This window comes from Janthinobacterium darwini, from assembly GCF_051380905.1.
Taxonomy (GTDB): domain Bacteria; phylum Pseudomonadota; class Gammaproteobacteria; order Burkholderiales; family Burkholderiaceae_D; genus Janthinobacterium.
Genome location: NZ_JBNYXX010000003.1, coordinates 281402 through 296165, shown reverse-complemented (window position 1 = coordinate 296165; position 14764 = coordinate 281402). Strand labels below are relative to the sequence as shown.

The window sequence follows — 14764 nt, the reverse complement described above, 5'->3', positions numbered from 1 at the left end:
CTCAGGCTTTCAAGGGGAGCCAGATTTCCACGCCGCCGATGCCGCTGGCAGGATCGAAATGCTGGTCGTAGCGTTCAAAATCGGGCGCGTCGGCCACTTCCAGCCCCGACTGGGGCAGCCAATCGTTCCACACCGTGCGCCAGGTGGCGCGAATGGTGGAAATATGCCCGCGGTGGTGAAACACGGCATAGCGCTGCGGCGCGATGCGCAGCCGCGTCCAGCCGTCGGGGGACCGGGAAAAGTCGCTCACCGGCATGGCGCACAGGTAGTCGAAATTGCCCGCATCGTCATTGTTGCAGCACACGCCATACACCAGCTGGCCGGGCACCACATGGGGCAGGAAGCGCTGCCACAGGGCGGGAATGCCGGCAGATGTTTCCGCGCGATAACGTTCAACGAGGCCCGCCAGCAGCAAGGCGGGAGCCTGCTCGAAACGGGGCGCCTCCAGGGGCACGCCCGGCGCCACATCCATTTTGATGGCCCCCACCAGCGCGAGCTTGCCCACGTGGCGTTGCTCCCGCACCCGTTCCGGCGTGATCTGGAACTGTTCGCGGAAAGCTCGCGTAAATGCTTCATGGGAACTGTAGCCCGACTCCAGGGCAACGGAAAGAATATCTTGCGCGCCCTGCGCCAGCACGAGGGCGGCCTCGCTGAGCCGGCGCGCCCGCACATAGCGCATCACGGAGTGGCCCGTGGCCAGGCCAAACGTGCGCGTCAGGTGGCAGGGCGAGGCGCCGCTCACGTGGGCGATATCGCCGAGCGAGATATTGTCCGCGTAATGCGATTCGATATACCAGAGTGCCTTGGCCAGATAGTGCATGAACGCTTCCCGTTGAACGAGCAGCGACTGTAGCATTTTCGGGTGAAGGGGATTTGACTGAAATTGCGCAATGCGGGACAGCTAGCCGGCTCCTACTTTCGCAAGTGCTTTTCATGCACCTGCTGGCCGCTGCTGATGCGTGCCAGCCCGGCCATCTGCTGGGCCAGGAAGGCCAGCAGGTCGTCGATGCTGAGAATGCCGGAAAGGCCGACCAGGGTATTGACCACGAGCAGGCGGCGGATGCCGTTGACGCGCATGTGTTCGATGATGCCTCAGGCGTCTTTGTCTTCGCCGGCGGTGAGCAGTTGCGCGCTCCACCAGCCGGCTGGCAGGGTCCAGGTCCTGGGCTGACGATGCTGCGGTCGGTGAGGATGCCGACGGGCAGGCGCTCGCCGTTCGGCTGTTCGGCTGTTCGGCCACGATGAGGTCGCCCGCGTGTGCTGGCGGATCAGCAGCCGCTGCTTGCACGCTCGTGTCACGCTGGCAATGGATGGTGTGCAGGCTGCAGATTTCGCCAGTACGCATGTCGCCGCTGCGTTTGAGGCAGATTGTCCATGCTGCGCCGTCCCGCCGTGGCGGGCTTTGCGCCATATCAAGTGAAACGCGTCTTACTTTTCTTCGGGAGGCGGCAGGAAGCAGGCTTCGACGATTTGCAGGTCGTTATCCTTGGCGAACTCGCGCACGAAGTGAAACGCCATCGGCTCGATCTCGCGCAGCTTGGTGTTGACCACCACCGACTTGACGCCATTGACGACGGTCGGGCGCACGTAGGGCGAATACTGGAGGTGCGCATTGCGCCCGCCACCTTCGGGATTGAAACAGGACATCACTCCGCAAAGGCGCTCGGCCCAATCGCTGGGTCGGAATTGCTTGCCATTGCTGGTGAGACCAAGGATGAAGAACTCGTCTGAGAGTTCCCCTGTTTTTTGAGATAACTCGGCCATGTGGCTTGTCGGGACTGGATTGCGTGAATGGCCCCGGCGGGTAAGCCGGGCTGGTAATTCAACTACGTTTGCTGCGGTAAGCCAGTATTATATCTTATAGAAGACTTGGGTTCTACCTCGATCTGCCTTGCGGATGCAAACAGGGGCTGGCACGCGTAACGCGCCAACCCCTATTTTAACCTTGTTCCACGCGCCAGGCGCATGGATGGCGCGTGTGCGCGCGTATCACCCGAGGAAAACGGCGCCCGACATCAACAGCAGCAGCAGCATCCACAGCAGCAAGGCGCGCCAGACCAGGCCCACCGTGCTCTGCAAGGCGCGCGCGCCCGGCTCTTCGCCGGGCAGGATATCGCTTTCGCTGTCGCTGTCATCGACGGCCATGTCGGGGGTCACCAGCACACGGGCTGCCGTTTCCGCTGGCGTTCCCAGGCGTACACCCATGGCGCCACCGCCGGCCGTCAGGATGATGCCGATAGCCTCGTCCTGCCAGCGCTGGGCGAAATTGCGCCAGGCATAGATGGCATCCTCGAAATTGCCAACCACGGCAAATGCCACGGCCGTCAGGCGCACGGGAATCCAGTCGATCCAGTAAAAGGCGCGCGCGGCGAACTGGCCGAAGGCTTCATTGCGCATGTGCTCTGGCTCGTTCCAGGCACGCGCCAGGTATTCGGCCACGCGGTACATCACGGCGCAGGCAGGACCCAGCGGCATCAGGAACCAGAAGAACACGCCAAATACATTGCGATGCGTGGTGATCAGGGCTTTTTCCACTGCAATGCGGGCGATTTCACTCGCTTCCATGCCCACCGTGTCGAGCTTGGTCCAGTCGGCCAGCAAGGTGCGGGCAGTGGCTTCGTCGCCGGCGCTCAGGGCCAGCTGGATGGACGTAAAGTAGTGGCTGTAATGGCGGAAGCCCAAGGTCAGGTACACGATGAGGACGTTCCAGGCAAAAGCCAGCAGGGTCAGCTGATAATGCTGCAAGAGCCAGTAAATGCCTGCCGTCGGCACCATCAGCACGCCGATCATGAGGAACCAGCCCATACGGCCATGGTTGGCATGGCCGGCATTGAACCAGGTCTCCATGCGCATTGCCAGGCTCTTGATTTCGGCGTAGATCGGATTGTCCGCGCGCAAAGGTTTGAGCTGCTCGATCAGCAATGCGCAAAGTATGGAGAGAAATGTCATCAAACGTCCTTTTTGTCTTTTTCAGCAATACCGCAATGCCCGCTACGATAGCGCAGTGCAGTGCTGGAATCAAACTTATTACGTGCGGGGCACCATTTTACGCGCGCAAGAGGTGAAACAGATTGCGCAGCATGCCAGCCGTGGCGCCCCAAATGTAGAAGTGCTCGTACGGCATGGCATAGAACGAGCGCCGCCCGCCGGGCAATTCCACCGACAGGCGCTGATGGTTGAGGCCATCCATCAGGAAGGCCAGCGGCACTTCGAAGATTTCCGCCACCTCGGACGGGTCGGCGCGCAGTTCGAACGGCGACGTCACCAGGCCCACCACGGGCGTCACCTGGTAGCCGGTGCCCGTCAGGTAGTCGGGCAAGCAGCCCAGCACTTCTATGTGCTCGCGCGCCAGGCCCACTTCTTCCTGCGTTTCGCGCAAGGCCGTGGCCACGGGCGAGTCATCGAACGGCTCGCTGCGTCCGCCGGGAAAGCTGACCTGGCCCGCATGGCTGCTCAGGTGCTCCGTGCGCAGGGTCAGCAAGATGGTCAAGCCCTGCGGACGCTGCACCAGGGGAATGAGCACAGCCGCGCGCACGGGCACGGCGCGCACGGACAAAAAATCCTGGGTAATCTCGGGCTGCCAGTCGGGCTGTTCGGCCAGGCGCTGGCGCAGCCAGTCCGGCGTCAGGCGCACGGCGTCCAGCGCCGCCTCACCGGCGATCGAATCGATGGCTAGTTGCTTGGGATCAAATGCAATAGTGGCCATTGCCCCTCCCTCATGATTAAAGCCACCTGGCAAAACCGTCGCGAGCGGAAGGAAGAGGTGGCCGAGACGCGCAACCGTACTCTGGTACGGTGAGCATCGCAGGCTACCTATGCCGACGCGCAGCAGCTTAGGCCAGGTGTCACCATAAAAAAAGGGGCACCATCAGAGGCACCCCTTTTCCCAACGCAGACGCTGATATTACGCGCTTGCTTTCGCCACAACGCGGCGATTTGGCAATTTTTCTTTGATACGCGCCGATTTACCCGAACGCTCACGCAGATAGTACAGCTTGGCGCGGCGAACATCACCACGGCGTTTCACTTCGATCGAAGCGATCAGCGGCGAGTACAGTTGGAACGTACGCTCAACGCCTTCGCCGGACGAGATCTTACGAACGATGAAGTTCGAGTTCAGGCCACGGTTACGACGGGAGATAACGACGCCTTCGTAAGCCTGGGCGCGCTTGCGCGTACCTTCGACTACGTTGACGCTGACGATAACGGTATCGCCTGGTGCGAATTCAGGAATGGTTTTACCCAGACGAGCAATTTCTTCCTGCTCTAATTGTTGAATCAAGTCCATTTTTATAACTCCGAAAACCATCATGCCGGCGCACTGTGGATAGCAAGTATCCGCCCGGTAGAGGATGGGTAACACAATTTGGGCAACATGCCCGGCACTACTGGCCACGCTGCCGGCCGTCCGGAGACGGCTTACAGGCTGGCCAAGAATTTTTCGTCGGTCTTGCTGAGCAAGCCGGCGGCACGTGCACTGACCAGCAGGTCAGGCCGCTTTGTCGCGGTCGCTTCCAGCATGCGCTGGCGGCGCCACTTGACGATCTCGGCATGATTGCCACCCATCAGGACGGGCGGCACGGTCATGCCTTCATATGTTTCCGGCCGCGTGTAGTGCGGCGAATCGAGCAAGCCATTGACGAAGCTATCCTCGATGGCCGATGCCTCGGTGTTCAAGACACCCGGCAACAGGCGGATCACCGCATCCATCAGCGCCATGGCAGGCAATTCACCGCCCGACAAGACAAAGTCGCCGACGCTGATTTCTTCGTCGACGCAGCGGTCCAGCAAACGCTGGTCCACGGCTTCATAGCGGCCACACAGGATCACCAAACCAGGTTCGGCTTTCAGCTGCGTGACGCGCTCGTGCGTCAACGGACGGCCTTGCGGCGACATGAACACCACGCGGGGCGCCGCCAGGCCTAATGCGCTCTGGCGTTGCTTCGCGGCGTTAATTGTCGCTTCGAGGGGACGGGCCATCATCACCATGCCGGGGCCGCCGCCATACGGGCGGTCATCCACGGTACGGTGATTGTCGGTCGTGAAATCGCGGGGATTCCACAGCGACAAGCCACATTTACCCTGCTCGAAGGCGCGCCGGGTCACACCCGACTGCGTCAGCGCGGCAAACATTTCCGGGAACAGGGTCACGACATCAAATTGCATCGCTCACCATCCTGCAAAGTTTGCCCGGCGCAAAATTATGCGCAGGCGGTTTAATAATCGATGCCCCAGTCAACCGTGATCTTGTTGGCAGCCTTGTCAACGTTAATGACAAATTGGCCGACAAACGGGATCAGGCGCTCAGGCGCCATTTCAACGGTCTCATCGGCAGTGGCGACAGGAGTGACGCGCAAGATCGACTGCGGACCATTGCTCATCATGTCGTGCACTGTGCCGAGGCACTCGCCTTGCAAATTCTCAACTGTCAGTCCGATCAAATCGGACCAATAAAATTCATCGGCCGTCAGCGTCGGGAAATGGCTACGCGGAATTTGCACAGAGACGCCTTTCAGAGCTTCTGCGGCATCCCGCCCGACCACACCCACCAGCTGGGCCACGACGTCGCCGCCGTGTAACTTCGCTTGCCTGACTTGAACATCATGCAAGGTCGGTTTATCAAACCACCAGGTTTTGACGCTTAATAATGCATCCGCGTCGTCGGAGAAAGGAGTGATCCTGACCCCGCCAGCAATGCCATAAGCACCGGAGACATAGCCTACCTGTACCAGGTCATCGGGGACTTTCACCCCGGATGCAGTCTTGACCGTCAAACCAGTGATCTAATTAAGCTGCTGCTTTGTTGTTGCTGGCAACCAGGCGAGCAACGGTTGGCGACAATTGTGCGCCAACGCCTTGCCAGTAGGCCAGACGGTCTGCGGTGATACGCAGTGGAACTTCGCCACCTTGCGCCATCGGGTTGTAAAAACCGATACGCTCAATGAAGCGACCATCGCGGCGATTGCGCGAATCAGTAGCGACGATGTTGAAGAACGGGCGCTTCTTGGCGCCTCCACGAGCTAAACGAATAACGACCATAATATTTCCAAAAAGTGTGCTGAGGCGGAAAAAGCCGCAAATTATAGCGCGCTTTACCGCCAGGCAGCAAGCGTTATGATGACGGGCGTGTAATTTGGGCTAATCAAACATTATGACCAGTCATGGCCGAAGACGCAATAGGCGTCTGCGCCTATCGTGCCGGCCATGGCTTGAATTCAAGCTAAATCATTGTATAAAAGCCACAGGAAAGTGCTATCGTTGTGCGAGACAATGACCGATACTGGCAATCTTTACCGATGAGCAACTCTGGAGTCCCATGACCACCACTACCATTTTGCAACAGTCGCACAAGAACAAGGCATACACCGCCTTGCTAGCCTTCCTGCTGGGCATGCTTGGCGCGCACCGCTTCTACCTGCATGGCACCAAGGACCGCTGGGGCTGGCTACACCTGGCCGCCCTGCCCGCCACCCTGCTGCTGCACCAGTTGCTTCCCGAGTCCGACTGGTTTTACCAGATATTGCCACTGACCCTGTCCGCCCTGTGCGGCTTCCTGGAAGCGCTGGTACTGGGCCTGATGCCGGACGACAAATGGGATGCGCGCTACAACGCCGCCTCCGGCCGCCTGTCGGACACGGGCTGGCCCCTGGCCGTGGTGCTGGTCGCTACCTTGATGCTAGGCGCAGGCGTGCTGATCGCCACCATGGCGCGCCTGTTCGACTTGCTGTACACAGGCGGCGCCTACGGTTAATTTCCGTATGGAAATGGCATTATTTCCAGCGCCCCGCACGCACATGTAAGTGTTGGTAAGCAATCATGATTTTCCTCTATACTGCATTCACAATGCCGGCATTACTGGCACATTTAACACCCCCTAGGAGAAGATCATGATTAGTCGCCCACTCATCCTCGCAGTGGCCATCACGGCCCTGTTCAGCACATCCGCCTTCGCGCAAAACCTGTCGCCGAAGGCGCAATACGCCTACGACACAAAGCAAGCCAGCACGCGCTATGCGGACGACAAGAAATTGTGCGCAGAAGAAACCAGCTCGAAAGCCCGCATGCAATGCCTGCGCGACGCCAAGGGCGAATACGACCAGGCCATCATCAACGCCAAGGTCGCGCAAAAAGCAGGCAATTCCTACGCCAGCCAGCCATCCAAGCAGCCCCAGCATCAAATCTGCGCCGATTGCGGCAAGGTGCTGGCAGTCAACGTCACTGAAAAAGCGGGGGAAGGCGGCGCCCTGGGCATGATCGGCGGCGGCGTGGCCGGCGCCCTGCTGGGCCGCCAGGTCGGCGGCGGACGCGGCAAGGACCTGGCCACCCTGGCTGGCGCCGCCGGCGGCGCCTACGCAGGCAAGCAAGTCGAAGGCCAGATGAAGAATGCCAAGACCTGGACCGTGACCGTGCAATACGAAACGGGCGCCAAGGCCGACTTCGCGTTTGACCAGGATCCAGGCCTGGCGGCTGGCGACCTCGTGCGCAATTCGGGCAACGGCATCGCCCGCCGTTAAGAGCGCAGAGTAAATCTGGGGTCAGACCCGGCGGGTCTGACCCCGGCACTTACGTTTGGGGTTAAAAAAGCGCTGGAGAGTGATCTCCAGCGCTTTTTTCATTCAACCTGCCTTCAGCAAACTGCTGGGGTCAGACCCTCGCCAACGCTAACATCGAAGCTCGGCGTTAGCGAACGAGGGGGTCTGACCCAGGTTAAAACTGCTCTTCCGACAGCGCCATCACACCGGCACTGCCGTCGATGATGGTGGCGCGCAGTCCTGGCGCTTGCGACAGGATGTGGTCGGCAAAGAAGCGCGCCGTGGCGATTTTTGCCTTGTAGAACGAGGCGTCGCCGCTGCCTTCTCCCAGCCTTTGCTGCGCCACCACGGCCGCGCGCGCCATTTGCCAGCCGCCCAGCACGATGCCGGCCAGCTTCAGGTAGGGCACGCTGCCCGCGAACACGGCCTTGATGTCCGTCTTCATGTTCGCCACCACATACTCGACCACCGCTTCCAGGGCCGCGCTGCCTTCGGCCAGGTGGCGCTGCATGGCCTGGAAGTCGGCGCCACTCAGCTCACCCAACTGGGCTTCCGTGGCGCGCACCTGGGCGATGATGGCTTTCGCGACGGCGCCGCCGTCGCGCACCGTCTTGCGGCCCACGAGGTCGTTCGCCTGGATGGCCGTCGTGCCTTCGTAAATGGTGAGAATCTTGGCGTCGCGGTAATGCTGGGCGGCGCCTGTTTCCTCGATGAAGCCCATGCCGCCATGCACTTGCACGCCGTCGCGCGTGACATCCTGCGACATTTCCGTCGACCAGCCCTTGATGACGGGCACCAGGTATTCATAGGTCGCCAGGCTTTCCGCGCGTACTTCCGCCTCCGGATGGTGATGCGCCACGTCGCTGATGGCCGCACCCACGTAGGCCAGCGCGCGCGCCGCCTCCGTCTGCGAGCGCATCGACATCAGCATGCGTCGCACGTCCGGGTGGTGGATGATGGAGACGGGGCCCGTGGACCCCGCCAGGTCGCGCGACTGTACACGGTCCTTGGCAAACGCCACGGCTTGCTGGTAGGCGCGTTCGGCCAGGCCGATGCCTTGCAAGCCCACGCCGAAGCGGGCCGCGTTCATCATGATGAACATGTATTCGAGGCCGCGGTTTTCCTCGCCCACCAGGGTGCCGATGGCGCCGCCGTGGTCGCCGAACTGCAATACCGCCGTGGGGCTGGCCTTGATGCCCAGCTTGTGCTCGATCGAAACGCATTGGGCGTCATTGCGCGCGCCCAGGCTGCCATCGGCATTGACGAGGAATTTAGGCACGATAAACAGCGAAATACCTTTCACGCCAGCGGGCGCGTCCGGCGTGCGGGCCAGCACCAGGTGGACGATGTTTTCCGCCATGTCGTGCTCGCCATAGGTGATGAAAATCTTCGTGCCGAACACTTTATACGTGCCATCGCCCTGCGGCACGGCGCGCGTGCGCACGGCGGCCAGGTCGGAACCCGCTTGCGGCTCCGTCAGATTCATGGTGCCCGTCCACTTGCCCGACACCAGGTTTTCAAGATACGTGGCTTTTTGCTCGTCGCTGCCAGCCGTCAGCAAGGCTTCGATGGCGCCATCGGACAGCAGGGCCACCAGGGCGAACGAGATGCTGGCCGCGTTGAGCATTTCAATGCACGGCGTGGCTAGCAGCTTGGGCAAGCCCTGGCCGCCAAACTCCGTCGGATGCTGCACGCCCTGCCAGCCCGCTTCACCATAGGCCTTGAAGGCTTCCTTGAAGCCCTTCGAGGTGGTGACTTGACCGTCATGCCAGAAACTCGGCTCCTTGTCGCTGGGCCAGTTCAGGGGCGCCACCACGCCGCCGCAGAATTTGGCGTTCTCTTCCAGCACAGCCTCGGCCGTGTCGGGCGTGGCGTCTTCGCAGCCCGGCAAAGTGTGGATTTCGGCCAGGCCGGCCAGCTCGTTCATGACGAACAACATGTCTTTCAGCGGGGCTTGATAGCTCATCTTCTTTTCTCCAAGAAAAAAGCCACGCGCGGCTCGCCGTGTGGGGCGGGCCGGCGTGGCTTTGTCAGTAACAAAACCGGGACGGGTTGAAATTAACCCAGTTCCTTGACCAGTTGCGGCACGATCTCGAACAGATCGCCCACGATGCCGTAGTCGGCCACGGCAAAGATCGGCGCTTCCGGATCCTTGTTGATGGCAACGATGGTTTTCGAATCTTTCATGCCGGCCAGATGCTGGATCGCGCCCGAGATACCGACGGCGATGTACAGCGATGGCGCGACGATCTTGCCCGTCTGGCCCACTTGCCAGTCGTTCGGCACGAAGCCGGCGTCGACGGCGGCGCGCGAAGCACCCATGGCAGCGCCCAGCTTGTCGGCCAGTGGCTCCAGGATGTGGAAGTTCTCGGCCGAACCCATGCCACGGCCACCCGACACGATGATTTTCGCGGCGGTCAGTTCAGGACGGTCGGACTTGGCCAGTTCGCGGCCCACGAAGGCCGATTTGCCGGCGTCGGCAACGGCGGCGACGGTTTCGGTGGCAGCCGAACCGCCGGTGGCGGCAGCGGCGTCGAAACCGGTGGTGCGCACGGTGATGACCTTGATCTTGTCGCCAGATTGCACGGTGGCAATCGCGTTACCGGCGTAGATCGGGCGCTCGAAGGTGTCAGGCGAGTCGACCTTGGTAATTTCCGAAATTTGCGCCACGTCCAGCTTGGCGGCCACGCGCGGCAGGATGTTCTTGCCGTAGGCGGTGGCTGGCGCCAGGATGTGGCTGTAGTTACCGGCGATGGCCAGCACTTGCTCGGCCACGTTTTCTGCCAGGCCATCGGCGAAATAGGGCGCGTCGGCCACGATGACTTTCGTCACGCCGGCGATTTGCGCGGCGGCAGCGGCGGCAGCCGATGCGTTCGAACCTGCGACGAGCACGTGCACGTCGCCGCCGCACTGGGCAGCCGCAGTCACGGTGTGGTGGGTGCTGCCCTTTAAGGTAGCGTTGTCGTGTTCAGCAATAACTAATGCGACCATGATTATTCCTAATAGTATATGCAACTGCCGAAGTCAGGCCTGAAGGACCGACCCCGGGTATAGATATGAACGGCGGGGCCGCGCTTAGATGACTTTGGCTTCGGTACGCAGCTTCGAGACCAGGGTAGCGACGTCCGCTACCTTGATGCCGGCCGAGCGCTTGGCTGGCTCGACGACTTTCAGGGTCTTCAGGCGTGGCGCAACGTCGACGCCCAGGTCTTCCGGCTTGACGGTCTCGAGCGGCTTTTTCTTCGCCTTCATGATGTTCGGCAAGGTCACATAGCGTGGCTCGTTCAGGCGCAGGTCGGTGGTGATGATCGCTGGCAAGGTCAATGCCAGCGTTTCCAGGCCGCCGTCGACTTCACGCGTGACGGTCACTTTGCCGTCTTCCAGCACGACTTTCGAGGCGAACGTGGCTTGCGGCCAACCCAGCAGGGCTGCCAGCATCTGGCCGGTCTGGTTGCTGTCGTCATCGATGGCTTGCTTGCCCAGGATGATCAGTTGCGGCTGCTCTTTCTCGGCCAGGGCTTTCACCAGCTTGGCCACTGCCAGCGGTTCCAGTTCAGTCGTCGTTTCCACCAGGATGCCGCGGTCGGCGCCGATGGCCATGGCGGTGCGCAAGGTTTCCTGGCACTGCGTCACGCCGCAGGAGATGGCGACCACTTCAGTGACCTTGCCGGCTTCTTTCAGGCGCATCGCTTCTTCCAGCGCGATCTCATCGAAAGGGTTCATCGACATTTTGACGTTGGCGGTATCGACGCCAGTGCCGTCACTCTTGACGCGGACTTTGACGTTATAGTCGACCACGCGTTTGACGGGTACCAAGACTTTCATAGCTATGCCTTTGGGAAATTATAAAAATGACGGATCAAGTGCTGATTGTGCGTTCGATTATAAGAGAAATTTGAATCCTGAACCGAATTTAAGCACGATCGTGCGATTTTTTGTTAGAGCAATCCATCTAAATTGTCCAGCTTCGAGTATTTCAGGGAAGTTTGCCGCTACGCTGCAGGGCAGCAAAAGGGCGTGAAAATAAAGAAAAAACTGCACGGCACGGTAGCAAGCAGGCCGCGCCACGGCGGCCCCGGCTGGCAGAATTATTTGCGTTGCATCAGGAAGACGAATTCGGTGCCCGTTTGCACATGCGACAGCAGGGCATTGCCCGTTTGCTTGGCGAAAGCCTGGAAGTCGCGCACGGAACCGGGATCGGTTGCCATGATGCGCAGCACTTCCCCGCTCTGCAGCTCTGACAAAGCCTTTTTCGCCTTCAGAATCGGCAACGGGCAATTCAAGCCGCGCGCGTCGAGTTCTTTGTGAAATTCCATAATCTCGGTATCAAGTAGTGTGTCGCTCATCATCAATATCCCACCATTGTTTTGTTGCACTGATTTTCGACATACTACTCTAAATCAGGGGCATTGACGCGCTGCACCAAAATAGTTCATCGGCTGTTGTGGTGTCACAACGAGATGCCACACGGAAAAACGGCCCGCAAACATCATCTGCGGGCCGTTTTCAAGGGGCTGTGGGGCGAAAACCCCGCATGTCCTCTAGCTTACGCCTTATTTCGCGCGTTCGCCGACCCAGGCCGGTACGCCTGCCAGGGCATTTGCCAGACCACTGGCATCGGTGCCGCCCGCCTGCGCCATATCGGGGCGTCCGCCGCCTTTTCCGCCCACTTGCTGTGCAACGAAGTTCACCAGCTCACCCGCCTTGACCTTGGAAGTCGCATCCGCAGTCACGCCGGCGATCAGGCTGACCTTGCCGTCCGTCACGCTGGCCAGCACGATGGCGGCCGTTTTCAGCTTGTCCTTCAGCTTGTCCATGGTTTCGCGCAAACGGGCCACGTCGGCGCCTTCCAGCACGGCAGCCAGCACCTTGATGCCGTTCACATCGACGGCTTGCGTGACCAGCTCATCACCCTGGCCAGAAGCCAGTTTCGATTTCAGCGCAGCCAGTTCCTTCTCCAGCGCCTTCACATGGTCTTGCACCTGGACGATGCGGGCAGTCAGTTCTTCCGGCTGCGCCTTCAGGGTGTTGGCCGCTTCGACCAGACGGCGGTTGATGGTTTGCACCAGCGCCAGCGCGCCCTCGCCCGTCACCGCTTCCACGCGGCGGATGCCGGCGGCAACACCGCTTTCGCCGATGATCTTGAACAGGCCGATGTCGCCCGTGCGCTGCACGTGGACGCCGCCGCACAGCTCTTTCGAGCTGCCGATGTCGAGCACGCGCACTTCGTCGCCGTATTTCTCGCCGAACAGAGCCATTGCGCCATGCTTGACGGCATCGTCAAACGACATCAGGTGGGCTTGGGTGGCGCGGTTTTCCAGGATCTCTTTGTTGACGATGGTTTCCACGGCGGTGATCTGCTCGGCCGTCATCGGCGCATGGTGGCTGAAGTCGAAACGGGTTTTGTCGGGGTCGACCAGCGACCCCTTTTGCGCCACGTGGCTGCCCAGCACTTCGCGCAAGGCCTTGTGCATCAAGTGCGTGGCCGAGTGGTTGCGGATGGTGCGCGCGCGCTTGGCCGTGTCGACTTGCGCCGAGACGGCGTCGCCCACCTTCAGCACGCCCGATTCCAGCACGCCATGGTGGCCGAATACGTCGGCCTGGACTTTCAGGGTGTCGCTGACGGCAAAGCTGCCCGCGCCCGAGCTGATCACGCCCTGGTCGCCCACCTGGCCGCCCGATTCCGCGTAGAACGGCGTGGTGTCGAGCACGACGATGCCCGCTTCACCGGCTTTCAGTTCCTGCACGGGCGTGCCGGCCGCGTACAGCGCCACGACCTTGCTGCTGAACGTCAATTGATCGTAGCCGACGAAGGTGTTTTTCTCGCCCGTGTACTCGACCTTGCTGTCCTTGTGCGTCTTGCCGCCCTTGCGCGACAGTTCCTGGCTTTCCTTCAGGGCCGCGTCGTAACCCACCTGGTCGAAACTGATATTGCGTTCGCGGCAAATGTCGGCCGTCAGGTCTGGCGGGAAGCCGTAGGTTTCGTACAGGGTGAAGGCGGTGGCGCCGTCGATGCCCGTGGCATCCTTGGCCAGCTGCGCTTCCAGCACTTTCATGCCCGTTTCCAGGGTTTCGCCGAAACGCTCTTCCTCGGCCTTGAGCATGTTGGCGACGTTTTCTTTCGCTTCTTCCAGCTCGGGATAGGCGCCGCCCATCTCGATGGCGAGATCGGCCACCAGCTTGTAGAAGAACGGTTTGGTCTGGCCCAGCTTGTGGCCATGGCGCAAGGCGCGGCGGATGATGCGGCGCAGGACATACGCGCGGCCTTCGCTGCCCGGAATGATGCCATCGACGATCATGAAGGCGGCGGCACGGATGTGGTCGGCGATCACGCGCAGCGACTTGTTTTCCAGGTCCGTGGCGCCCGTTTCGCGCGCGGCGGCGCGGATCAAATGCTGGAACAGGTCGATTTCATAGTTCGAATGCACGTGCTGCAGCACGGCGGCCAGGCGCTCCATGCCCATGCCCGTGTCGACGCACGGCTTCGGCAGCTTGTGCATGACGCCCGCTTCGTCGCGGTTGAACTGCATGAACACCAGGTTCCAGATTTCAATGAAACGGTCGCCATCTTCATCAGGCGAGCCCGGCGGGCCACCAGGAATGTCGGCGCCGTGGTCGTAGAAGATTTCCGTGCATGGACCGCATGGGCCCGTGTCAGCCATCTGCCAGAAATTGTCGGACGCGTAGCGCGAACCCTTGTTGTCGCCGATGCGGATGATGCGCTCGACGGGCACGCCGATTTCTTTCGCCCAGATATCGTACGCTTCGTCATCTTCGATGTACACGGTGACCGTCAGCTTTTCAGCCGGCAAGCCATACACCTTGGTCAGCAGTTCCCACGCGTATTGAATCGCATCGCGCTTGAAGTAGTCGCCGAAGCTGAAGTTGCCCAGCATTTCAAAGAAAGTATGGTGGCGCGCCGTGTAGCCGACGTTTTCCAGGTCGTTGTGCTTGCCGCCGGCGCGCACGCAGCGCTGCACGGAGGTGGCACGCGTGTACGGACGGCTGTCCGTGCCCGTAAACACGTCCTTGAATTGCACCATGCCGCTGTTCGTCAACAGCAAGGTCGGATCGTTGCCTGGCACCAGGGAGCTGGAACGGACGATGGAATGGCCCTTGGATTCGAAAAATTTGAGGAACTTGTCGCGGATTTCAGATGATTTCATGTTTTTTTGGCAAAGAGTGGCGGCAGCTTTAAAGGGAAGATTATACGTGATATGGGTACGGGAATT

General features: G+C 60.7%; 16 protein-coding genes. 2 read left to right on the top strand and 14 right to left on the bottom strand.

Annotation, left to right across the window (positions count from 1 at the left end):
• Position 1: 1 nt before the first annotated feature.
• From ACQ4WZ_RS19740 to rpsP, 9 genes are all read right to left on the bottom strand, one after another.
• Complete coding sequence (locus ACQ4WZ_RS19740; RefSeq protein WP_436574303.1) at positions 2-820, bottom strand: AraC family transcriptional regulator; 819 nt, start codon at positions 818-820, stop codon at positions 2-4.
• 92 nt (positions 821-912) lie between these two features.
• Entirely contained in the window at positions 913-1077 is a 165-nt protein-coding gene (locus ACQ4WZ_RS19735) for a CBS domain-containing protein (protein WP_436574302.1), read from the bottom strand.
• 351 nt (positions 1078-1428) lie between these two features.
• On the bottom strand, positions 1429-1764 hold the full coding sequence (locus tag ACQ4WZ_RS19730) for a DUF3579 domain-containing protein (RefSeq protein ID WP_029496213.1): 336 nt from the start codon (positions 1762-1764) through the stop codon (positions 1429-1431).
• A gap of 225 nt (positions 1765-1989) precedes the next feature.
• On the bottom strand, positions 1990-2949 hold the full coding sequence (locus ACQ4WZ_RS19725) for a CobD/CbiB family protein (protein ID WP_101484165.1): 960 nt from the start codon (positions 2947-2949) through the stop codon (positions 1990-1992).
• Between the two features lie 97 nt (positions 2950-3046).
• Positions 3047-3706 carry a CoA pyrophosphatase gene (locus ACQ4WZ_RS19720; RefSeq protein WP_436574301.1) on the bottom strand — a complete coding sequence of 220 codons (660 nt, stop codon included), beginning with the start codon at positions 3704-3706 and terminating at the stop codon, positions 3047-3049.
• A gap of 198 nt (positions 3707-3904) precedes the next feature.
• Positions 3905-4288 carry a 50S ribosomal protein L19 gene (gene rplS, locus ACQ4WZ_RS19715; RefSeq protein ID WP_010395528.1) on the bottom strand — a complete coding sequence of 128 codons (384 nt, stop codon included), beginning with the start codon at positions 4286-4288 and terminating at the stop codon, positions 3905-3907.
• 131 nt (positions 4289-4419) lie between these two features.
• Positions 4420-5166, bottom strand: coding sequence for a tRNA (guanosine(37)-N1)-methyltransferase TrmD (gene trmD / locus ACQ4WZ_RS19710; protein ID WP_101484163.1), 747 nt, complete (start codon positions 5164-5166; stop codon positions 4420-4422).
• A 50-nt stretch (positions 5167-5216) separates the two neighbouring features.
• The gene (gene rimM, locus ACQ4WZ_RS19705; RefSeq protein ID WP_101484162.1) at positions 5217-5774 is read right to left on the bottom strand and encodes a ribosome maturation factor RimM; all 558 of its coding nucleotides are present in this window, start codon (positions 5772-5774) and stop codon (positions 5217-5219) included.
• 13 nt (positions 5775-5787) lie between these two features.
• Positions 5788-6039: a 30S ribosomal protein S16 gene (gene rpsP, locus ACQ4WZ_RS19700; RefSeq protein ID WP_010395524.1), complete on the bottom strand. Its 252-nt coding sequence runs from the start codon at positions 6037-6039 to the stop codon at positions 5788-5790.
• A gap of 277 nt (positions 6040-6316) precedes the next feature.
• On the opposite strand from rpsP, the gene ACQ4WZ_RS19695 reads away from it, so the two are divergent.
• A complete protein-coding gene (locus tag ACQ4WZ_RS19695) occupies positions 6317-6751 on the top strand; it encodes an NINE protein (protein WP_436574300.1) in 435 nt (144 codons plus the stop codon).
• A gap of 136 nt (positions 6752-6887) precedes the next feature.
• On the top strand, positions 6888-7514 hold the full coding sequence (locus ACQ4WZ_RS19690; protein WP_436574299.1) for a glycine zipper 2TM domain-containing protein: 627 nt from the start codon (positions 6888-6890) through the stop codon (positions 7512-7514).
• Between the two features lie 193 nt (positions 7515-7707).
• On the opposite strand, the gene ACQ4WZ_RS19685 is transcribed toward ACQ4WZ_RS19690, so the two are convergent.
• The 5 genes from ACQ4WZ_RS19685 to alaS all read right to left on the bottom strand — a co-directional run bounded on the left by ACQ4WZ_RS19685 (position 7708) and on the right by alaS (position 14698).
• Complete coding sequence (locus ACQ4WZ_RS19685) at positions 7708-9498, bottom strand: acyl-CoA dehydrogenase (RefSeq protein ID WP_436574298.1); 1791 nt, start codon at positions 9496-9498, stop codon at positions 7708-7710.
• Positions 9499-9590: 92 nt separating this feature from the next.
• Positions 9591-10523 (bottom strand): electron transfer flavoprotein subunit alpha/FixB family protein, encoded by a 933-nt coding sequence (locus tag ACQ4WZ_RS19680; RefSeq protein ID WP_034759881.1) that lies wholly within the window; start codon positions 10521-10523, stop codon positions 9591-9593.
• A gap of 84 nt (positions 10524-10607) precedes the next feature.
• On the bottom strand, positions 10608-11357 hold the full coding sequence (locus ACQ4WZ_RS19675; RefSeq protein ID WP_101484158.1) for an electron transfer flavoprotein subunit beta/FixA family protein: 750 nt from the start codon (positions 11355-11357) through the stop codon (positions 10608-10610).
• Positions 11358-11620: 263 nt separating this feature from the next.
• The gene (locus tag ACQ4WZ_RS19670) at positions 11621-11848 is read right to left on the bottom strand and encodes a sulfurtransferase TusA family protein (protein ID WP_010395510.1); all 228 of its coding nucleotides are present in this window, start codon (positions 11846-11848) and stop codon (positions 11621-11623) included.
• 237 nt (positions 11849-12085) lie between these two features.
• Positions 12086-14698: an alanine--tRNA ligase gene (gene alaS / locus ACQ4WZ_RS19665; RefSeq protein WP_436574297.1), complete on the bottom strand. Its 2613-nt coding sequence runs from the start codon at positions 14696-14698 to the stop codon at positions 12086-12088.
• Between the last annotated feature and the right edge of the window lie 66 nt (positions 14699-14764).